Annotated in this window: 20 protein-coding genes and 1 pseudogene; 10 read left to right on the top strand and 11 right to left on the bottom strand. The window is 72.4% G+C overall.

Annotated features, from left to right (window positions below):
* The 3 genes and pseudogenes from GA0115233_RS33160 to GA0115233_RS33150 all read right to left on the bottom strand — a co-directional run.
* Positions 1-209: pseudogene (locus GA0115233_RS33160) on the bottom strand (hypothetical protein); the annotation flags it as partial.
* Positions 210-321: 112 nt separating this feature from the next.
* Positions 322-831: a DinB family protein gene (locus tag GA0115233_RS33155; protein ID WP_093724038.1), complete on the bottom strand. Its 510-nt coding sequence runs from the start codon at positions 829-831 to the stop codon at positions 322-324.
* Between the two features lie 41 nt (positions 832-872).
* On the bottom strand, positions 873-1,466 hold the full coding sequence (locus GA0115233_RS33150; protein WP_093724037.1) for a TetR/AcrR family transcriptional regulator: 594 nt from the start codon (positions 1,464-1,466) through the stop codon (positions 873-875).
* A gap of 78 nt (positions 1,467-1,544) precedes the next feature.
* On the opposite strand from GA0115233_RS33150, the gene GA0115233_RS33145 reads away from it, so the two are divergent.
* Together GA0115233_RS33145 and GA0115233_RS33140 are read left to right on the top strand one after the other, a co-directional pair.
* Positions 1,545-2,729 carry an FAD-dependent monooxygenase gene (locus GA0115233_RS33145; RefSeq protein ID WP_093724036.1) on the top strand — a complete coding sequence of 395 codons (1,185 nt, stop codon included), beginning with the start codon at positions 1,545-1,547 and terminating at the stop codon, positions 2,727-2,729.
* 9 nt (positions 2,730-2,738) lie between these two features.
* Positions 2,739-3,644, top strand: a complete 906-nt coding sequence (locus GA0115233_RS33140; RefSeq protein ID WP_093724035.1) for a Gfo/Idh/MocA family protein — start codon at positions 2,739-2,741, stop codon at positions 3,642-3,644.
* On the opposite strand, the gene lnt is transcribed toward GA0115233_RS33140, so the two are convergent.
* From lnt to GA0115233_RS33115, 4 genes are all read right to left on the bottom strand, one after another.
* Positions 3,568-5,142, bottom strand: coding sequence for an apolipoprotein N-acyltransferase (gene lnt, locus GA0115233_RS33135; RefSeq protein ID WP_093724034.1), 1,575 nt, complete (start codon positions 5,140-5,142; stop codon positions 3,568-3,570). The two genes, GA0115233_RS33140 and lnt, sit on opposite strands and share 77 nt — an antisense overlap.
* 79 nt (positions 5,143-5,221) lie before the next feature.
* A complete protein-coding gene (locus GA0115233_RS33130) occupies positions 5,222-5,692 on the bottom strand; it encodes a nuclear transport factor 2 family protein (RefSeq protein WP_093724033.1) in 471 nt (156 codons plus the stop codon).
* Between the two features lie 60 nt (positions 5,693-5,752).
* The gene (locus GA0115233_RS33125; RefSeq protein ID WP_093724032.1) at positions 5,753-5,932 is read right to left on the bottom strand and encodes a hypothetical protein; all 180 of its coding nucleotides are present in this window, start codon (positions 5,930-5,932) and stop codon (positions 5,753-5,755) included.
* 276 nt (positions 5,933-6,208) lie between these two features.
* Positions 6,209-7,084, bottom strand: coding sequence for an undecaprenyl-diphosphate phosphatase (locus tag GA0115233_RS33115; protein WP_093724030.1), 876 nt, complete (start codon positions 7,082-7,084; stop codon positions 6,209-6,211).
* 166 nt (positions 7,085-7,250) lie between these two features.
* Here GA0115233_RS33115 and GA0115233_RS33110 point away from each other — a divergent pair, with 166 nt between their 5' ends.
* Positions 7,251-8,045, top strand: a complete 795-nt coding sequence (locus tag GA0115233_RS33110; RefSeq protein ID WP_093724029.1) for an alpha/beta fold hydrolase — start codon at positions 7,251-7,253, stop codon at positions 8,043-8,045.
* Here GA0115233_RS33110 and GA0115233_RS33105 read toward each other — a convergent pair whose 3' ends face one another.
* Positions 8,046-8,516 (bottom strand): winged helix-turn-helix transcriptional regulator, encoded by a 471-nt coding sequence (locus tag GA0115233_RS33105; protein ID WP_093724028.1) that lies wholly within the window; start codon positions 8,514-8,516, stop codon positions 8,046-8,048.
* Between the two features lie 149 nt (positions 8,517-8,665).
* Between GA0115233_RS33105 and GA0115233_RS33100 the strand changes: the two genes are divergently transcribed.
* The gene (locus GA0115233_RS33100) at positions 8,666-9,835 is read left to right on the top strand and encodes a thiolase family protein (protein ID WP_093724027.1); all 1,170 of its coding nucleotides are present in this window, start codon (positions 8,666-8,668) and stop codon (positions 9,833-9,835) included.
* Positions 9,836-9,845: 10 nt separating this feature from the next.
* Here GA0115233_RS33100 and GA0115233_RS33095 read toward each other — a convergent pair whose 3' ends face one another.
* Positions 9,846-10,610, bottom strand: coding sequence for a TVP38/TMEM64 family protein (locus GA0115233_RS33095; RefSeq protein WP_093724026.1), 765 nt, complete (start codon positions 10,608-10,610; stop codon positions 9,846-9,848).
* A gap of 49 nt (positions 10,611-10,659) precedes the next feature.
* On the opposite strand from GA0115233_RS33095, the gene GA0115233_RS33090 reads away from it, so the two are divergent.
* The 4 genes from GA0115233_RS33090 (at position 10,660) to GA0115233_RS33080 (ending at position 13,783) form a co-directional block, all read left to right on the top strand.
* Positions 10,660-11,382 (top strand): DNA alkylation repair protein, encoded by a 723-nt coding sequence (locus GA0115233_RS33090; protein ID WP_093724025.1) that lies wholly within the window; start codon positions 10,660-10,662, stop codon positions 11,380-11,382.
* Complete coding sequence (locus GA0115233_RS40755) at positions 11,379-11,564, top strand: hypothetical protein (RefSeq protein WP_141689604.1); 186 nt, start codon at positions 11,379-11,381, stop codon at positions 11,562-11,564. The genes GA0115233_RS33090 and GA0115233_RS40755 overlap by 4 nt, the downstream gene beginning before the upstream one ends.
* A gap of 92 nt (positions 11,565-11,656) precedes the next feature.
* Positions 11,657-12,826, top strand: a complete 1,170-nt coding sequence (tuf, locus tag GA0115233_RS33085) for an elongation factor Tu (protein WP_093724024.1) — start codon at positions 11,657-11,659, stop codon at positions 12,824-12,826.
* A 117-nt stretch (positions 12,827-12,943) separates the two neighbouring features.
* Positions 12,944-13,783, top strand: a complete 840-nt coding sequence (locus GA0115233_RS33080) for a spermidine synthase (RefSeq protein WP_093724023.1) — start codon at positions 12,944-12,946, stop codon at positions 13,781-13,783.
* Positions 13,784-14,050: 267 nt separating this feature from the next.
* Here GA0115233_RS33080 and GA0115233_RS33075 read toward each other — a convergent pair whose 3' ends face one another.
* Entirely contained in the window at positions 14,051-15,340 is a 1,290-nt protein-coding gene (locus tag GA0115233_RS33075) for an MFS transporter (RefSeq protein WP_093724022.1), read from the bottom strand.
* A gap of 74 nt (positions 15,341-15,414) precedes the next feature.
* A complete protein-coding gene (locus GA0115233_RS33070) occupies positions 15,415-16,419 on the bottom strand; it encodes a hypothetical protein (protein WP_093724021.1) in 1,005 nt (334 codons plus the stop codon).
* 136 nt (positions 16,420-16,555) lie between these two features.
* Between GA0115233_RS33070 and GA0115233_RS33065 the strand changes: the two genes are divergently transcribed.
* Both GA0115233_RS33065 and GA0115233_RS33060 read left to right on the top strand, forming a co-directional pair.
* Positions 16,556-16,993: a DUF4442 domain-containing protein gene (locus tag GA0115233_RS33065; RefSeq protein WP_093724020.1), complete on the top strand. Its 438-nt coding sequence runs from the start codon at positions 16,556-16,558 to the stop codon at positions 16,991-16,993.
* 335 nt (positions 16,994-17,328) lie between these two features.
* The gene (locus tag GA0115233_RS33060; RefSeq protein ID WP_093724019.1) at positions 17,329-18,918 is read left to right on the top strand and encodes an RICIN domain-containing protein; all 1,590 of its coding nucleotides are present in this window, start codon (positions 17,329-17,331) and stop codon (positions 18,916-18,918) included.
* Positions 18,919-18,932: the final 14 nt, after the last annotated feature.

Genomic DNA, 18,932 nt, shown 5'->3' with positions numbered 1-18,932 from the left:
CTGCGCGGCGGGCCGATGAGTTCCAGCGCCTCCAGGGCCGGTGCCTGCACGATCTGCGGCTCCGTAATGCCCGCCGGTGGGGGCACGGTCGGCTGGGCGGGCGCCCGGACCGGCGTGGAGGCGGGCGGGCGCTGGACCGTCACACAGCCCGACAGGGCCGAGACGGCCACGGTGACCAGGAGCGTGGCGGTGGTCGTCGTTCGATGCACCTGCGCAACTCTGCTGGCTCGGGCCCGGGTCGGGACAGCGGACAGGCGCAGGATGCCCCGCAAGGGTGATCTCCCGCCCCGTACGGAGGCCGCCCGCCCACCGAGGGTGACGTCAGTCGCCGGTGGCCCCGTCCACCCGCTCGCGCACCAGGTCGGCGTGGCCGTTGTGGCGGGCGTATTCCTCGATCATGTGGGTGTAGATCCAGCGGAGGTTGAAGGGTTCGCCGGACCGGCTCGTGCCCTTGGCGAGATCGTCCAGGCCGAGCGGCGCCGCGTTGCTCCGGGCCCGGGCGATCTCGGCCTGCCAGGTGGTGAGCGCCTCCTGCCAGGTGTCCTGCTCGGTGAAGTGGAACTCGCCGTCCGGGTCCTGCTCGGAGGAGTAGAGCACCCCGAGGTCCTCGTCGAGCAGGATCTCGTGGAACCAGTACCGCTCCACCTCGGCCATGTGCCGCACCAGCCCCATCAGGGTCAGCTCGGAGGGCTCCACGGAGGCGGTGCGCAGTTGGGTCTCGGTCAGGCCCTCGCACTTCCAGGCGAGGGTCTGCCGGTGGTAGTCCAGCCAGCCCTCCAGCATGGAGCGCTCGTCGGCGGTGGTGGCGGGTTCATGGCGTTCTACGGTCATGGCGGCATCCTTGCCCAACTGGCCTTGCCCGGCGAGCGAATTCATGCGGAACCGAACATGCCGTCGAGCAGCTCGCGCAGCCCGGCGCGCACCTCCTCCAGGCTCGGCGGCTCGGCGTTGAAGGAGCCCGCCACGCAGGAGAACAGCAGCCCGTCGGCCCACGCCACCAGCGAGAGCACATGCCGCTCCGGGGCGGTGGAGCCCATCGCGGCCACCAACTCGCCGAGCTGGTCGCGGAAGCGGGCGCCGGTCGCGTCGAAGTAGGCGCGCAGCTCGGGGCGGCGGGTGGCCTCCAGGGCCAGTTCGTAGCGGGCCAGCGTCAGTTCGCGGTTGCGGGTCAGGGAGCGGTGGCTGGCCAGGGCCAGCCCGTCCACCAGTGAGTCCCGGCCGCCGCGCGGGTCCGGCATCTCCTCCAGGGCCAGCACGCGTGCCTCGCGCTCGGCCAGCCGCCGTACCGCCAGTTCCAGCAGGGCCTGCCGGGTGCGGGCCACGTTGGAGGTGGAGCCCTGGGGGAGGGCGGCGGCCTCGTCGACCGCCCGGTGGGTCAGCCCGCGCATCCCGCGCTCGGCGAGCAGGGTGAGAGCGGTGTCGGCGACGAGGTCGGCACGGGCGGCGCGGGCGGTGCGTACGGACATGGAGATCAATCTACCGGTCGCACTACAGCTGTAGTACGGTCTGGATTACTACACCTGTAGTTCCCCTGGGAGGAAGTCATGGCACAGCCGAAGCGGGCCGTCGTGATCGGCGGCGGGATCGGCGGTCTGACCGCGGCGGCGGCACTGCACCTGCGCGGGCTGGAGGTCACCGTGCTGGAGCGGGCCCCTTCGCTGGAACCGGTCGGGGCCGCGATCTCGCTCGCGCCCAACTCCCTGCGCGCACTGGACGTCATCGGCCTCGGCGACGAGATCCGCGACCTGGCCGCCTGGCAGGGCGACGGCGTCCTGTGCACGCCCTCCGGGCGCCGCCTCTCGCGCACCGACGCGGCAGCCGCCGCCGAACGCTTCGGCGGCCCCTTGGTCCTGCTCCACCGGGCCACCCTCGTCACCAGCCTGGCCGCCTGCCTCCCGCCCGGCACTGTCCGCACGGGCGTCACCGCGACCGTCGCCGACCCCGGCAGCGTCGACCGCCCGGCCCGCGTCAGCACCCCGGGCGGCGACCTCGACGCCGACTTCGTGGTCGCCGCCGACGGCATCCACTCCGCCGTACGCAAGACGCTGTTCCCGGACCACCCCGGAGCCGTCTACAGCGGCTTCACCACCTGGCGGGTCGTGATCCCCCTGCCCGGCGCGCGCTTCGCCTCCCACGAGACGTGGGGCCGGGGCCGCCTGTGGGGCTCGCACCCGCTCAAGGACGGCCGGGTCTACGCCTACGCCGCCGCCACCGCGCCCGCCGGACAGCGCGCCCTCGACGACGAGAGGGCCGAACTGTTGCGCCGGTACGGCGACTGGCACCACCCGGTCCCGGCGATCCTGGCCGCCGTCCGGTCCGAGGACGTCCTGCGCCACGACGTCCACCACCTCGCCCGCCCCCTGCCCGCCTTCCACCGCGGCCGGGTGGCCCTCGTCGGGGACGCGGCCCACGCCATGCCGCCGATGCTGGGCCAGGGCGGCAACCAGGCCATCGAGGACGCGATCGTGCTCGCCCACCACCGCGCCGACCTCGCGGCGTACACGGCGGACCGGCTGCCCCGTACGACGGCCGTCGCCCGCAAGTCGGTACGGATCGCCCGGCTCAACCTGCTCCGCAACCGCGCCGGGATCGCCGTACGCGACGCGCTGATCGCCGGCGTCTCCAAGGCCGGGCCCGCGCTGCTGCTGCGCGGCTTCGACGGCATCGCCGACTGGCGGCCACCGGGGCCGCCGTATGCTTCGGTCGTGTCACACCCAGGGACACGGTAGGGAGCACCAGTGAAGGTCGGCTGCATCGGACTCGGCGACATCGCGCAGAAGGCCTACCTGCCCGTGCTGGGCACGCAGCCAGGCATCGAACTGCACCTGCAGACCCGCACCCCCGCCACCCTGCACCGGGTCGGCGACACCCTCCACCTGCCCGCCGGGCAGCGCCACACCGACCTCGACGCGCTGCTCGCCCAGGGTCTCGACGCGGCCTTCGTGCACGCGCCCACCGCCGTCCACCCGGAGATCGTCACCCGGCTGCTCCAGGCCGGGGTGCCGACCTACGTCGACAAGCCGCTGGCGTACGAACTCGCCGACTCCGAGCGGCTGGTGGAGCTGGCGGAACAGCGCGGGACCGGTCTCGCCGTCGGCTTCAACCGGCGGTTCGCGCCCGGGTACGCGCAGTGCGCCGACCATCCGCGCGAGCTGATCCTCATGCAGAAGAACCGGGTCGGGCTCCCGGAGGAGCCGCGCGCGATGATCCTGGACGACTTCATCCATGTCGTGGACACCCTGCGGTTCCTGGTGCCGGGGCCGGTCGACGACGTGACCGTGCGGGCCCGCACCGAGGGCGGACTGCTGCACCACGTGGTGCTCCAGCTCGTCGGGGACGGCTTCACCGCCCTCGGAGTGATGAACCGGCTCTCCGGCTCCAACGAGGAGATCCTGGAGGTGTCCGGGCAGGACACCAAGCGTCAGGTGCTCAACCTCGCCGAGGTCGTCGACCACAAGGGGCAGCCCACCGTGCGGCGGCGCGGCGACTGGGTGCCGGTGGCCCGGCAGCGCGGCATCGAGCAGGCGGTGCTGGCCTTCCTGGACGCGGTGCGCGCGGGCAAGGTGCTCAGCGCCCGGGACGCGCTGGCGACTCATGAGCTGTGCGAGCGGGTGGTACGCGCCATCCAGGAGCGGGCCGCCTGATCCGCAGGGTCCGTACGCCCTCGCCCAGGCACCAGGCGGCCAGCACCAGCAGCGCCGCCCGCAGCGGCCAGTCGCCGAACCGGACGTAGACCGTGGTGCCCGTGGCCAGCGGTACGTCGAACACCCGAGCCGTGCGCGCGTCGGTCCCGACCCAGTCGCCCACGCGCGTGCCGCTCGCGTCGTACACCGCGGAGACCCCGGTCAGGGTCGCGTGCACCATGGGGCGGCCGGACTCGGCGGCGCGCAGCGCGGCCAGCGAGGCGTGCTGGTCGGGGGCCCAGCTCTGCTGGAAGGTGGAGGTCGCCGACTGCGCGACGAGCACCTGGGCGCCGTCGTCGACGAGGTGGCGGCTCATGTCGGGGAAGGCCGACTCGAAACAGACCATGGGGCCGACCCGGATGCCGTCCGCGGTGTCCATCACGGTCTGCTCCGTCCCGCGCCGCCGGTCCTCGCCCGCCGCCTCGCCGACCGAGGTCGCCCAGCCGAGCAGGGAGCGGGCCGGGATGTACTCGCCGAACGGCACGAGCCGCATCTTGTCGTAGCGGTCGCCGGTCGGTCCGCCGGGTCCGACCAGCACCGAACTCTTGTAGATGCCGGGCTTGTCGGAGCGCTGCGCGTCCACGTTGACCAGGATCGGCGCCCCCGTCCCGCGGGACAGCCCGGCGAGCCGGTCCGCCAGGTCGGGGCGCCGGGCCAGGTCGAAGCCGACGCTGCTCTCGCCCCACACGATCAGGTCCACGTCCTGGCCGACGAGTTCGCGCGTGAGGCGTTCCTCCACCGCGAAGCGGCGGTCGCCGCTGTCGGTGCCGTCGATCACGCCCGGCTGCACCACCGCGATCCGGGTCCGCCCGTCGGACTCCGGGCGGGGGGCCCAGGCCCAGGCCGCCGAGGTGACCGTGGCGGTGGCGACCAGGCCCGCCACGGCCGGGACCCGGGCGGCGCGCGTCGACACCAGTACGGCGACGGCCACATTCAGCGCCACCAGCAGGAAGCTCAGCAGCCACACCCCGCCCACCGAGGCGAGCCGCAACGCCGGTTCCACCTGCCACTGGGAGGCGCCCAGCACACCCCAGGGCCCGCCGAGCGCCTCCCAGGAGCGGACCAGCTCCACCGTCAGCCAGCCCGACGGCACGACGACGAGGGCGCCCGCGATCCGGCCGGGCCCCGGCGTCCCGGCCAGGAACCGGTGCACCAGCCAGCCCCACGGGGCCCACAGGGCGCCGAGCAGCGCGGCGATGACGAAGGTGAAGACATGCAGGTTCGGCAGCAGCCAGTGGTGCATGGCCAGCATGAACCCGGCGCCGCCGCACCAGCCGTCGTACAGCGCCCGGCGGGGGGTGGGGGCGGCGCGCAGCAGCAGGATCCAGGGGACCAGGGCGACGTAGGCGAACCACCACAGCGACGGGGCCGGGAAGGCGAGCACCGGCAGGGTGCCGGCCAGTGCGGCCAGTGACGAGCGCCGCCACGGGGAATCGAACCAGTGGCCGAACCTCTCCATACCGCGCCTCCCTGCCCCGTGGTGCTACCAGTGTGCGCGTCGAGATCGCCCCCGGAACAGAGCGCACCGGGTCAATCGATCACCGTGTCGTGGCCGGTTCGGGCAGTCGCCGCCACTTCTCCCGTACGACGACCTCGCCGATCCGCCAGCCGTCGTACGTACGGGTCAGGCCGAAGGCGTAGCGGCCGCCGCAGACGAAGTCGGGGGCGGCCGAGGCGGCGCCGTCGAGACGCATGGGGTTGATGTAGTCGGCCTGGACATGGGCGGTGTCGCCGGTGTCCTGCTCCAGGATCCCGAAGCACAGCCGGCGGTTGACGATGAGGTGCTGGCGCATCGCGAACAGCCGCAGGCTCTCCGCCAGCCAGTCGGCCACCTGCCGGGCGTCGCCCTCGATGCCGCCCGCCGAGCGGTAGTCCGCGCGCCCGCCCGGGGCGAACAGTGCGCGGTAGGCGGCCCAGTCGCCGTCGTCGACGGCGACCGCGTACTCGGTGATCAGGCTGTCGACGGCCAGCCGGTCCATCACGGTCGCGAGCTCCACACGCTGCGTCATCGGCTCAGTGTTGGGCATGGGACCGGCAAGGCCAAGAGGCGTGCGGGCACTTTGGTGGATCTACGCGGCCTCGATCACATCGGCGCGGATCGCGGCCGCCCACTCCACCACCAACAGTTCGTACTCCGCACGCTCCTGGGGGGACAGGGTGCCGCCTGCTCTCACCCACAGGGCGCGGATCTGCTCGTTCACCTCTGCGGCAGAGCGCACGGAACCACGGGCTTCGGACTCGGGGGACATGCGGACCAGCCTAGGGGCTGGGTCTGACACTCCGCTACCGAACGGCTACGCAACCCGTATGCGATGGGTCACGGAAATTTCCGGCGTCCGCTAGGGCCTTTCGTTTGGATCAGCCTGGCTCTGATCGACGGTCCGTCGTGACTGAGCCGAGCGGGGTCTGGTGCGTGCAGCTGCAAGGCGGAGGAGGGAGTCTACGCGGAGCGTCGGCGACCGACGACAACGCGGCAGATGCGCGTGCCAGACCCCGCGACGCCAGGATGATCCAAACGACAGGCCCTAGTGCGCGGGTTCGCCCGCGTCCGGGCTCAGGGCGCCGGTGGCGACCAGGATGATGATCACGATGCCGAGGGCGATGCGGTACCAGACGAAGGGCATGAAGCTCTTGGTGGAGATGAACTTCATGAACCAAGCGATGACCGCGTATCCGGTGACGAAGGCGACGATCGTCGCGAAGATCGTCGGACCCCAGGCCGTCCCACCGGCCTCCATCGCGTCCTTCAGCTCGAACAGACCGGAGGCGAGCACCGCGGGGATGGCCAGCAGGAAGGAGTAGCGGGCCGCCGCCTCGCGGGTGTAGCCCATGAACAGACCGCCGCTGATGGTGGCGCCGGAGCGGGAGACGCCCGGGATCAGAGCCGCTGACTGGCACAGGCCGAAGACCAGGCCGTCCCGGACGTTGAGGCTCTGCAGGTCCTTGCGCTGCTTGGGCGCGCGGTGCCGGCCGCCGGTCTCGTCGCGGGCCGCCAGCCGGTCGGCGATGCCGATGACGACGCCGACCACGATCAGCATGGTCGCGGTGATGCGCAGATCGCGGAACGGGCCCTCGATCTGGTCCTTGAGCGTCAGCCCGAGCACACCGATCGGGATCGAGCCGACGATCACCAGCCAGCCCATCTGGGCGTCGTGGTCGCGGCGCATCTCCTTGTTGGTGAGCGACTTGGTCCACGCCAGCAGGATCCGCCCGATGTCCTTGCGGAAGTAGATCAGCACGGCGGCCTCCGTGCCGATCTGGGTGATCGCGGTGAAGGCCGCGCCGGGGTCCTCCCAGCCGGAGAAGGCCGCGGTCAGCCGCAGGTGCGCGCTGGAGGACACGGGGAGGAACTCGGTCAGCCCCTGGACGAGTCCGAGGACGAGGGATTCAAACCAAGACATGAAGTGAGACGTCCAAGTGCTGAGCGTAGTAGGCGCGAACGGGTACACCGTGCCGACAGCGCGGTGATCACAGTGGTCGAGGGGCAGCGTAGCGTCCCTCGATGACGGCTAGGGCACAGGGGTTTCGCGGCGCGCGCCCCATCGGGCCTGTGGCTAGCCTGGATTCATGGCAACCGTGCGGGTCAGTGGGGTCGAGGTCGCCTACGCGCGGGTGGGCGACGCGCCGGGACCGCCGCTGGTCCTCGTGCACGGCGCCGGTCTCGACGGGCGGATGTGGCAGCCGCAGCTGGCGGCGCTGGCACCGGAGTTCACCGTCGTCGCCTGGGACGAGCCGGGCGCCGGGCGCTCGTCCGACGTGCCCGAGGGGTTCGACCTCGCCGACTACGCGCGGGCCCTCGCCGCCCTCGTCGAGTCCCTGGAGCGCGGCCCCGCCCACGTCGCCGGGCTCTCCTGGGGCGGCACCGTCGTGCTGGAGCTGTACCGGCTACGCCCCGATCTGGTGCGGACGTTGATCCTCGTCGACACCTACGCGGGCTGGAAGGGCTCGCTGCCGCCCGAGGAGGTGGCCGTACGCGTCATGGGGGCCGAGCGGATGCTCGCGGCGCCGGGGCGGTTCGACCCGACCCTGCCGGGGCTGTTCGCCGGGGACGGGCCGCCCGAGGAGTTCACGGCCCTGCTCGACGCGATGCAGCGCGAGGTACGGCCGAGGACGATGGCGGCGCAGCTCGCCCTGATGGCCGAGACCGACCTGACCGGCGTACTGCCCCGGATCGACGTGCCGACCCTGCTGCTGTGGGGCGAGAAGGACGTACGGTCGCCGCTGGGCGTCGCCCGGGACTTCGCGGCTGCCGTCCCGCACGCCGAGCTGGTCGTCCTGCCCGGCGTGGGGCACATGAGCAACCTGGAGGACCCGGAGGGCGTCAGTACGGCGCTGCGGGACTTCTGCCGAGCGCACGACTAGCTAGGCGCGAGGGCCCGCCACCGTCCAGCCCTCGGCCTGGGGGTGCGGGGTGAGGTCCTCGTGTCGGGCCCGCTCGCCGCAGACCGCGCAGGTGACCACGGGCTGGAGCTCATGGCCGCAGATGTGCTCGATCACCATGGGGCGGTCGTGGTCCGTGCGCAGGTGCCGGTCGCCCCACGCCATGAGCGTGAGCAGGACCGGCTCCAGTTCCAGACCGGCCTGGGTGGGCCGGTACTCGAAGCGCTGGGGACGTTCGCTGTAGGCCCGCTTGGTCAGGATCCCGGCGTCCACCAGTCGGCGCAGCCGGGTGGCCAGGATGTCGCGCGGGGCGCCGATGTTGCGCACCAGCTGGTCGAAGCGGCCGTTGCCGAGGCAGACCTCGCGCAGGACGAGCAGCGAGTACTTCTCGCCGACCAGGGCCAGGGCGTCGGCGATGGAACAGGGGCGCGGGTCCTTGGGGGCGGCGGGCATGGAACCAAGTCTAGGGGAGGGTTTGATTTTCCAACTCGTGGAGCTATGGTGAGTTGGAATTTCCTACTGACTGGTAGTCGAGAGCCCGTGACCGAGAGCCGGTGACCGAGGACCGGCAGCCAAGGAACCGGCAGCTGTGGAGGCCGCACATGCGTGACGCAGTGATCGTCGAAGCCGTACGCACTCCCATCGGCAAGGGAAAGCCCGGCGGCGCCCTCGCCCACATCCACCCCGTCGAGCTCCTCGCCCACACCCTGCGCAGCCTCGTCGAGCGCTCCGGCGTCGACCCGGCCCTGGTCGACGACGTCATCGGCGGCACCGTCGACCAGGTCGGCGAGCAGGCCATGAACACCACCCGCTACGCCGCCCTGTCCGCCGGGTTCCCCGAGTCGGTGCCCGCGACCACCGTGGACCGCCAGTGCGGCTCCTCCCAGCAGGCCGTGCACTTCGCCGCCCAGGGCGTGATGGCGGGTGCCTACGACCTCGTCGTGGCGTGCGGGGTGGAGTCCATGAGCCGGGTGCCGATGTGGTCGAACGTGCCGCCCGGCAAGGACCCCTTCGGCCCCGGAGTCGCCGAGCGCTACCCGGACGGCCTGGTCCCGCAGGGCATCAGCGCCGAGCTGATCGCCGCCAAGTGGTCCCTCACCCGCGAGCGGATGGACGCCTTCGCGGTCTCCTCCCACCGCAAGGCGGCCGAGGCCTGGTCCGCCGGACGCCTGGACCCGGAGGTGGCGCCCCTGGACGGGGTCGCGCGGGACGAGTGCGTACGGCCGGACACCAGCGCCGAGGTGCTGGCGGGACTGAAGCCCGCGTACTACGACCCCGGCTTCGCCGAGCGCTTCCCGCAGATCGAGTGGAACGTCACCGCGGGCAACGCCAGCCCCGTCAACGACGGCGCCTCCGCCGTCCTCATCACCTCAAGCGAGACGGCGGCCCGGCTCGGCCTGCGCCCGCTGGCCCGGCTGCACAGCTTCGCCGTCACCGGCTCCGACCCGCTGCTCATGCTCACCGGGGTCGTCCCGGCCACCGAGAAGGTGCTGCGCCGGGCGTCGCTCACCCTCGACGACATCGACCTGTTCGAGGTCAACGAGGCCTTCTCCAGCGTTGTCCTGGCCTGGCAGCAGGAGACCGGCGCCGACCTGGCCAAGGTCAATGTCAACGGCGGCGCCATCGCCCTCGGGCATCCGCTCGGGGCCAGCGGCACACGTCTGACGACGACGCTGGTCCACGCGATGCGCGAGCGCGGCGCCCGCTACGGCCTGCAGACGATGTGCGAGGCGGGCGGGCTGGCCAACGCGATGATCCTTGAGTCGGTGTAAACCCCGGTCGTCAGCGTCCGCGCAGGTGGTGGCGCTTACGCCAGGCCACCACCACGCCCGCCAGCGCGGGCACCGCGATGCAGGCCAGCGCGATCAGGAAGGCCGGGGAGGTCGGCGCCGAGGCGCGGGAGCCGGCCACCACGTAGGCGGCGGTGTTGGGGACCGACCCGAGCGCCGTCGCGAGCAGGAACGGCGCGTACCCCATGCGGGAGACCGCGGCGCAGTAGTTCGCCGCCGAGAACGGCACCCCGGGGAACAGCCGCACCGCCAGCATGGAGCGGAAACCGTGCCGCGAGAGCTGCCCGTCCGCCGCCTTCAGCCAGCGGCCCTTCAGCAGTGGCCGCAGCGCCTCCTGGCCGAGGATCCGGCCCAGCCCGAAGGCGAGCCCGGCCCCGAGCACGGTGCCCGCGACGGCGGCGCCGAGACCCAGCTGGGAGCCGAAGAGCGCGCCCGCCGCGAGATTGAGCAGCGGCCGGGGCACGAACGCCACCGTGCACAGCCCGTACGCCACGGCGAACACCACCGTCGCCGCGGCACCGCTCAGCTGCGGCGGCCAGCCGTCCGCCAGCAGCCGCTGCGGCTCGAACAGCAGCACGGCGACCGCGGCCGAGGCGAGGAGGACGACCAGCAGGGACAGCCGGGACCAGGGCGAGAGCAGTGCTCTCGAAACGCGCGCGGCGAAGCCCACGGGTACGGCGGCGACGGCGAGATCCGTGGTGACGGCCCGGGGAGAGGCCAGGGCGGTGCCCCCAGAGCGGGTGGTGGCATCGAGCATCCGGTGACACTAACCGACACATGCATGTGATCGCCGTATCGTTCGTCTCATGAGCGTGACAGGCGCGAGCACCCTGGCCGTCCCCGACAGCGCCCTCGCCGACACCCTGCTGGACCGGCTCACCACCACCTACGGCGCCGCGGCCGACCCCCAGCGCGCCGTGCCCATGCGGGCGTACATGAAGGACGTGGCCCCCTTCCTGGGCCTGACCACCCCGGTCCGCCGTGCCCTGTCCCGCAAGGTCCTCAAGGGCCTGCCGAAGCCGGACGAGGCCGACTGCACGGCCGTCGCGCTGCGCTGCTGGCGGCTGCCGGAGCGGGAGTACCAGTACTTCGCGGTCGACTATCTGCGCCGGTACGCCGGACGCTGCTCCTCCGCCTTCCTGCCCGTGACCCGGCACCTGGTCTCCACGGTGCCCTGGTGGGACACCGTCGATCTGCTCGCCGCCCACGTCGTCGGGGCGCTGGTCGCCGCCGACCCCGAACTCACCGCCGACATGGACGCCTGGAGCGCCGACGACGACCTGTGGATCGTGCGCACCGCACTGCTCCACCAACTGCGCTACAAGGAACGCACCGACACCGACCGCCTGTTCACCTACTGCCTGCGCCAGTCCGGGCACCCCGACTTCTTCGTCCGCAAGGCGATCGGCTGGGCCCTGCGCGAGTACGCCAAGACCGACCCGGACGCGGTACGGGACTTCCTCGCGCGGGAGAAGGGGCGGTTCGCGCCGCTGTCGGTGCGGGAGGCACTGAAGAACATCGGGGCGTGAGTGACGGGCGGGGCCGGCTGAACTTCCGTACAGGGGAAAACCATTCGACGCCGGACATCGCGTCGACGATGATCGACGTCATGTTCCGGTACGCCTTCCACCTCGCAGCATCCGCGGTCGCGGATGCCCCGAAGGCTGCCGTCCTCGTCTTCCTGGCCGCTGTCGACGGCGCCCGAAGCTGACCCTCTCCGGATCGTCCGGCGGACCCCGCAGGGGGAGGGTCGGCGGGTCACCGGGGTCCCCACCACACACCACGACGCTTCGAGGTACCGCCATGTCCAAGACGGCCTACGTCCGCACCAAACCGCATCTCAACATCGGCACCATGGGTCATGTCGACCACGGCAAGACCACCCTGACCGCCGCCATCACCAAGGTGCTCGCCGAGCGCGGCGCCGGCACCTTCGTGCCGTTCGACCGCATCGACCGGGCGCCGGAGGAGGCCGCGCGCGGCATCACCATCAACATCGCGCACGTCGAGTACGAGACCGACACCCGGCACTACGCGCACGTCGACATGCCGGGCCACGCCGACTACGTCAAGAACATGGTCACCGGGGCCGCGCAGCTCGACGGGGCGATCCTCGTCGTCTCCGCGCTCGACGGGATCATGCCGCAGACCGCCGAGCACGTGCTGCTCGCCCGCCAAGTCGGCGTCGACCACGTGGTCGTGGCGCTCAACAAGGCGGACGCCGCGGACGAGGAGCTGATCGAGCTCGTCGAGCTGGAGGTCCGCGACCTGCTCAGCGCGCACGGGTACGGCGGTGACACCGCGCCCGTCGTACGGGTCTCCGGGCTCAAGGCCCTGGAAGGGGACCCGAAGTGGACGGCCTCCGTGGAGGCGCTGCTCGACGCCGTGGACACCTACGTCCCGATGCCGGAGCGGTACGTCGACGCGCCGTTCCTGCTGCCGGTCGAGAACGTGCTGACCATCACCGGCCGGGGCACCGTCGTCACGGGCGCCGTCGAGCGCGGCACCGTGCGCGTCGGTGACCGGGTCGACGTGCTCGGCGCGGGCCTGGAGACCGTTGTCACCGGGGTCGAGACCTTCGGCAAGCCGATGGAGGAGGCCCAGGCCGGCGACAACGTCGCGCTGTTGCTGCGCGGCGTGGCCCGGGACGCCGTCCGGCGCGGGCATGTCGTCGCGGCGCCGGGGAGCGTGGAGCCGCGACGGCGGTTCACGGCGCAGGTCTATGTGCTGTCGGCGCGGGAGGGCGGTCGTACGACGCCCGTCACGACCGGCTACCGGCCCCAGTTCTACATCCGTACGGCGGATGTGGTGGGGGACATCGACCTGGGGGAGGCGGCCGTCGTGCGGCCCGGGGAGACGGTCACGATGACTGTCGAGCTGGGTCGTGAGGTGCCGCTGGAGCCCGGGCTCGGGTTCGCCATCCGCGAGGGCGGCCGGACCGTCGGGGCGGGGACGGTGACGGCCGTGGTGTGAGTGCCGCGGGTTGTTCCGGCGGGGACCGCGGACCGGTGGCGGCCGGTCGCGCGGTTCCCCGAGCCCCGGGGTGGTTGCGCGCCCCGGGGTGGTTCCCGCGTCAACGACAATTGACCGGTGACCGAACCCATCCCTGTCAGCCGTCCCGTCGACCACGGCACCGCCAAGCTCATGCCCGATGTCGACCGGGAGCGGGCCTGGCTGCTGACCGTCGACGGGGCGCCGCAGTCCTACGTCGACCTGGACGACCCCGCCCACCTGGAGTTCGAGTACGCGCGACGGCTCGGGCACGTGCTGGACGTCCTCGCGGAGCCGGGGGCGCCGTTGGACGTGCTGCACCTCGGAGGCGGGGCGCTGACGCTGCCGCGGTACGTGCACGTGACCCGGCCGGGTTCGGGGCAGGACGTGGTCGAGGCGGACCGCAGGCTGCTGGACATGGTCGTCGAACACATGCCGGTGCCCGAGGGCGTCCGCCTCCACGCCGGGGACGCGCGCGCGTGGCTGGAAACGGCCCCCGACAACTCCGCCGACGTCCTCGTGGCGGACGTCTTCGGTGGCTCCCGGGTCCCGGCCCACCTGACCACCCTCAGCTACGCCCGTCAGGCCGAGCGAGTGGTCCGCCCGACCGGCGTCTACCTCGCCAACCTCGCCGACGCCGCGCCCTTCGACTTCCTCCGCTCCCAACTGGCCACCTTCGCCGCGGTGTTCCGGGAACTGGCGTTGATCGCCGAACCGGCGGTGCTGCGGGGCCGACGCTTCGGCAACACGGTGCTGGTGGCTTCCCACCAGCCGGTCGACCTGGCGGGCCTGACCCGGCGCACGGCCGCGGACGCCTTCCCGGCAAGGGTGGAGTACGGGCCGGAGCTTGCCACGTTCATCGGCGACGCCCGCCCGGTGCGGGACGAGAACGCCGTACCGTCACCGGAGCCGCCGGACGGCGCGTTCGGCATCGGCTGAGGGCCTGTACGCCGAGTCGGCGGCGGGAAGGTGCCGGGCGGGGGGCTTGCGCGACTCGTCGGCGCCGCCACCCTCGCCCGCCGCACCGCCCCTCGGGCCGGTGACCTCGTTGGCTGTCGGTGTTGCGGCCCTGAGGGGGCGCACTGTCTTCCGGGCCGGTGGCCTCGTGCCGCCTGGCGGTGGTCCCGCCCTGCGAGGGTGCGCTGTCTGGGTCGTCTTCCCGGCGGGGCTTGGACGGGGCGGCCGGTGCGGGGGAGGGCGAGGGTGTCAGCCGCGCTCGCTGATCGGCTGTTCGGCATCGGCCGGCGTCGGCGTCGGTGCCGTCGTCACGTGCTTGGTGCGGCGGCGCAGGTTGCGTACGTCCGGGACGCACAGGACCGCCGCTGTGACCACGACGATCAGGACCGCGCAGCCCCACAGGGCCGGGCTGCGGCCGAAGGCCGACTCCGCCGGGCCCGCCAGAGCGGTGGCGAGGGGGAGCAGGGCCACGGAGCCGAACCAGTCGTAGGCGGCCACGCGGGAGAGTTTGTCCTCGGGGATCTCCTGGTGCAGTGCGGTCATCCAGCTGACGCCGAAGACCTCCAGGGTCACGCCGGTCAGGAACATCACGGCGCACAGGACCCCGGCGGAGGTGGGGATCGCGAGCGCCGCGGACGGCAGGGCGAGCGGGAAGACGCACAGCGTGCCCGCGAGGAGCAGTCGGCGCGGCTTCCAGCGGGTCATCAGCAGGGCGCCCGCGACCGTGCCCGCGCCGAAGAAGCCGAGGGCCAGGCCCCATGGTCCGGCGCCGCCGAGATGGTCCCGGGCGACCAAGGGCCCGTAGACCGCGTCCGCCGCGCCCACCACCGCGTTCGCCAGGGAGAACTGCACGACCACGGCCCACAGCCAGGTCCGGCCGGTGAACTCCCGCCAGCCCTCGCGCAGGTCGGACAGCAGCCCGCCGCCCGGGGCGCGCGGCGCGACATGGCTCACGTCGAGGAAGGCGCGCAGCGACCCGGCCACCGCGAAGGCGACAGCGTCCGCCGCCAGTACCCAGCCCGGACCGACCGCGGCGACCATCGCGCCGCCGAGCGCGGCACCGCCCACCGCGGCGCCCTGCATGGCCATCCGGAACACCGCGAACGCGCGGCTCGCCTGCTCACCGCTGACCGTGGAGAGCAGCATGCCCTCGGCGGCGGGGGAGAAGAACGCGTGGCCGGTGCCGCCCAGCGCGGTGAGCAGCATCATCTGCCACAGCCGGGGCTCGCCGGTGAGTACCAGCAGCGCGAAGGCGGCCTGCGAGACACAGTTCAGCGCGTTGGCGGCGACCATCACCCGGTGCCGGGGCAGCCGGTCCGCGACCGCGCCGCCGATGAGGAGGAACAGCACCAGCGGCAGGGTGCGTGCCGCCGCCACCAGACCCACGTCGCCGCCGTCGCCGCCCGCCTCCAGCACCGCGAACGCGGCGGCGATGAGCGCGCCGTGACTGCCGAGGTTGGTCACGACCGCGGCGGCGGTCAGCAGCGAGTAGTTGCGGCCCGCCCAGGACGGGCGGCGGAGCGAGGCGGTGGGTTTCACCTCGCGACTATCGCCGCGGCGGGGCCGACTTGCCAAGTCGAAATCCTGTCCGGTATCGGCCCCGCCACCTGCTGTTACGTGTCGGTCGGCGGCGTCTCCGTGAGGCGTACGGTGCTGAGGATCTTCTTGGCCGTCTCCTCGGAGACCTCCCCCGGGACGCCCTTGGCGCCGTAGAGGTTCCACGTCACGTAGTCACCGGCGCCGTTCTCGAAGGCGAAGGTGTACGCCTTGCCCTCGCTGTCGCACTTGCCCTTCTGCGGCGTGTTCTCCGAGTGGGCGGTGGCGAGGCTGCCCTTGATACCGGAGGCCGTGGTGTACGGCTCGGGCTTGTCGTACTTCACACTCTTGCGGTCCGGCTGGGTGTACCCGCCGAAGATCCACCACGGCACCCGTGTCTCGGCGGCCTCGTCCAGGTCCTTGGCGCCGTTCTCGCCACGGGTACCGGCGGTCGCCAGGGCGGTGTCCTCGGTGCGGCCGTCCTTGTCGGAGTCGACCGTGCACCACTTGGACTTGAGGTAGGCGGGAGCGGTGACGGTGGTGCGGTCGAGCTTGCCGTCCTTCTCCTTCCACTCGAAGCCCACGCTGGTGTCCTGCCGGTCGATCTCCCAGTCCGCGGGCACGTCGAACATCGTGCCGAAGCGCGTGTTGACGACGACCTTCCAGCCCTTGACGGTCGGCTCCAGCTCCTCGTTGCCGCGCTCCTCCCCGGTCGAGGCGGACTCGCTGGGCTCGGAGGACTTGGTCACGGTCGGGCTCGGCGACGCCTTGCCGTCCGCCTTGTCGTCCTTGTCGCCGGTCAGCACCAGGGCCCCGGTGACACCGGCCGCCACGACCACGGCCGTGGCCGCCACGATCGCGACCAGCTTGGTCCGGTTGCCACCGCCGCCGCCTCCGCCCGGCGTGGTGACCGTCGTGGGCTGGGTCGGCGCCCCCCACCCCGGCTGTTGCGCATAGGGGTTGGGCTGCTGGTAGCCCGGCTGCTGGTACGGATTCGGCTGCTGGTACCCCGGCTGCTGGTACGGATTGTTCTGCTGCTGCGGGTTCTGCTCGCCCCCGGGCGGCTGCTGTCCTGGCCACATGGGCAGCCACCCTAGCGGCGCCCGGGACACGATTCGGTCACCGGCCCTTGTCAGGGACGTAGCAATCACGATCGCGACACGTGTCTGGCCAGCCGAGGCTACTCGTGGGTAACATGCCGCCATGAGCGCAGATCAGATGTCGATCGGCGAGTTGCTCGCCGCCACCGTGCCGATGGTTCGGACGCTGAACCTGGAGTACCGCGAGACCACCCCGGAGAAGGCGGTGCTGGTGCTCCCGGACCAGGCCGAGTACCGCAACCACGTCGGTGGCCCGCACGCCGGGGCGATGTTCACCCTGGGCGAGTCGGCCAGCGGTGCCATCGTGCTCGCCGCCTTCGGCGATCAACTGTCCCGGGCGGTGCCGCTGCCGGTGACCGCGGAGATCGCGTTCAAGAAGATCGCCCTCGGCCCGGTCACCGCCACCGCGACGCTGGGCCGGCCGATCGACGAGGTCGTTGCCGAGCTGGACTCCGGCAAGCGCCCCGAGTTCCCGGTGAGCGTCGCCATCCAGCGCGAGGACGGCGCGGTCACCACCGAGATGACCGTCGTGTGGACGCTGCGCCCCAACAGCTGAACGACGAGCCGAACGACGCGAAGGGCCCCCGGTGCGGGGGCCCTTCGCGTTTCGCGTTTCTGGAGATTCGGTGAGTAAATCACCGCGCCATGTGCACAACTCGGGGAATGGTTCATACCGCAGGTTCGAATGTCGGTACGGATACCGCCGGTAACTAATGGGAATTCCCCGAACCTTGAAATGGGGGCGCTCGAACTCCTTGTTGCCCGTGGGCGGTTGTGCGAAAGTGAGCGCCCCTCTGACGGCCATTCCGACTGTCGTCCAGCGGCTTGGAAGGAAATGGTTCAGTGCAACCCCCCTACCCCCCACGCCCTCCGTACCCGCCCCGTCCCGGAGTGACCCCCACCGACTCCGACCGCGACCTCGTCGCCCGCCTCGGACCGCCCGGAACCGGCGCCGGGAGCGTCCCGCTGCTGATGGCCCGGCACTGGCGGGCCGCCCACGAGTACGCCGTGATTTGCCTGGCCACGACCGGGAGCGCGGCCCGGATGGTGACTGCCGCCGCCTTCCACCGCGTACTCGGCAACCCGTCCGGCGAGGCGCTGCGCCCGCAACTCCTCACCGCCGTGCGGGACACCGTCAAGGAGTGGGCGGCCGACGAAAGGATTTCCGCCGCACTGCCGGAACTCCGCAAAACGACCGGGGCGCGCGGGATGCGCGCGGCGAGGTCGATGACACCGGAAAGGCGGCGCCTCGCCGAGCGGGGCTTCGGTTCCCTTCCGGTCGCCTCGCGATGCCTGTTGTGGCATATCGAGGTCGAGGCGGAACCGATTTCCATACCCGCCGGTCTGCTGGGTGTCGACCCCGGCACCGCGCACCTCGCGCTCGACCAGGCCCGCGAGCAATTCCGTGCCGCCTGCGTCCGCGCGCACCGGGAACTCGCGCCGACCCGGGAATGCGGTTTCCACAACCGGCTGCTCGATGTCCCGATCCGCCGGGGCGGCTCGCTCCTCCCCGACGTCGAACGCCATCTGACCGAGTGCCGCTACTGCCGGTACGCCGCCGAGCAGCTCAGTCATTTCGAGGGCGGCCTCGGAGAACTGCTCGCCGAGACCGTCCTCGGCTGGGGCGCCCGGCGCTATCTGGACTCCCGCCCCGCCCGGGCCGGCGACCACCCCGATCGGCTGGTACCGGCGCGCGGCGGACGCCACCGGCCGGCCCGGCAGCGGCCGGCGGTACTGCCCCAGGGCCGGGCCAAGGTCGTCGCCGGTGTCGGTCTGACCACGCTCGCGCTGCTCGCGACCGTCCTGGTGAGCCGCGGCTGGTCCGATGACAACGGTGTCCCCGACCCGCACGCCACCTGGGGCGCCCCGCGCGCCGTCACCGGCCGGACCGCGACCGACCCCGCCCGCGCCGCCGACGAACTCGCCCATGGCCTGCTCCGCAACCTCGGCACGGGGCTCTGCCTCGACCTCCAGGGCGGCGAACCACGGCCCGGTGCGGCGACCGTACTCGCGGGGTGCTCGGCCGCGGGGTCGCAGCAGTGGTCGTACCGCAGGGACGGCCGCCTCCGCAGCGGCGCCGACCCCGGGCTCTGCCTTGACTCCCACGCGTCCCAGGCCGACGAGAGCACGGTCGTCCTGTCCGACTGCCTCCTCCACCCCGGCGCGGCGCGCTACGACCTCACCGTTCACGGCGAACTCCTGCTCCGCGACGACGGTGACCGGGCCGTGGCCCCCGGCCGGGACGGGAAACCGACGGTTACCGAACGGGACGGCACCGACAGCCAGCGCTGGCAGCTCGGCGACGGCGGCACCGACCGGGACGAGCCCCCAACGCCGGAGCCCGAGGAACGCCAGGACCCGTACGAGACCCGCATGGCCCGCACCGAACCCGAGTCCCGCTTGGAACCGACCGCCCCAGTGACCCGCCTCTTGGAGGCGGCGACCACGGTCACGGCACCGCTCGACTCCTTGCTGTCCTAGCCGCTGCGGGCCCT

This window comes from Streptomyces sp. DI166, from assembly GCF_900091315.1.
GTDB lineage: Bacteria > Actinomycetota > Actinomycetes > Streptomycetales > Streptomycetaceae > Streptomyces > Streptomyces fuscus.
This window is presented reverse-complemented; position numbering and strand designations above follow the sequence as displayed.

Coding starts and splice junctions, on each gene's coding strand:
- GA0115233_RS33155 (WP_093724038.1), bottom strand. CDS start 831: ATGACCGTAGAACGCCATGAACCCGCCACCACCGCCGACGAGCGCTCC.
- GA0115233_RS33150 (WP_093724037.1), bottom strand. CDS start 1,466: ATGTCCGTACGCACCGCCCGCGCCGCCCGTGCCGACCTCGTCGCCGAC.
- GA0115233_RS33145 (WP_093724036.1), top strand. CDS start 1,545: ATGGCACAGCCGAAGCGGGCCGTCGTGATCGGCGGCGGGATCGGCGGT.
- lnt (WP_093724034.1), bottom strand. CDS start 5,142: ATGGAGAGGTTCGGCCACTGGTTCGATTCCCCGTGGCGGCGCTCGTCA.
- GA0115233_RS33130 (WP_093724033.1), bottom strand. CDS start 5,692: ATGACGCAGCGTGTGGAGCTCGCGACCGTGATGGACCGGCTGGCCGTC.
- GA0115233_RS33125 (WP_093724032.1), bottom strand. CDS start 5,932: ATGTCCCCCGAGTCCGAAGCCCGTGGTTCCGTGCGCTCTGCCGCAGAG.
- GA0115233_RS33115 (WP_093724030.1), bottom strand. CDS start 7,084: ATGTCTTGGTTTGAATCCCTCGTCCTCGGACTCGTCCAGGGGCTGACC.
- GA0115233_RS33110 (WP_093724029.1), top strand. CDS start 7,251: ATGGCAACCGTGCGGGTCAGTGGGGTCGAGGTCGCCTACGCGCGGGTG.
- GA0115233_RS33105 (WP_093724028.1), bottom strand. CDS start 8,516: ATGCCCGCCGCCCCCAAGGACCCGCGCCCCTGTTCCATCGCCGACGCC.
- GA0115233_RS33100 (WP_093724027.1), top strand. CDS start 8,666: ATGCGTGACGCAGTGATCGTCGAAGCCGTACGCACTCCCATCGGCAAG.
- GA0115233_RS33095 (WP_093724026.1), bottom strand. CDS start 10,610: ATGCTCGATGCCACCACCCGCTCTGGGGGCACCGCCCTGGCCTCTCCC.
- GA0115233_RS33090 (WP_093724025.1), top strand. CDS start 10,660: ATGAGCGTGACAGGCGCGAGCACCCTGGCCGTCCCCGACAGCGCCCTC.
- tuf (WP_093724024.1), top strand. CDS start 11,657: ATGTCCAAGACGGCCTACGTCCGCACCAAACCGCATCTCAACATCGGC.
- GA0115233_RS33070 (WP_093724021.1), bottom strand. CDS start 16,419: ATGTGGCCAGGACAGCAGCCGCCCGGGGGCGAGCAGAACCCGCAGCAG.
- GA0115233_RS33065 (WP_093724020.1), top strand. CDS start 16,556: ATGTCGATCGGCGAGTTGCTCGCCGCCACCGTGCCGATGGTTCGGACG.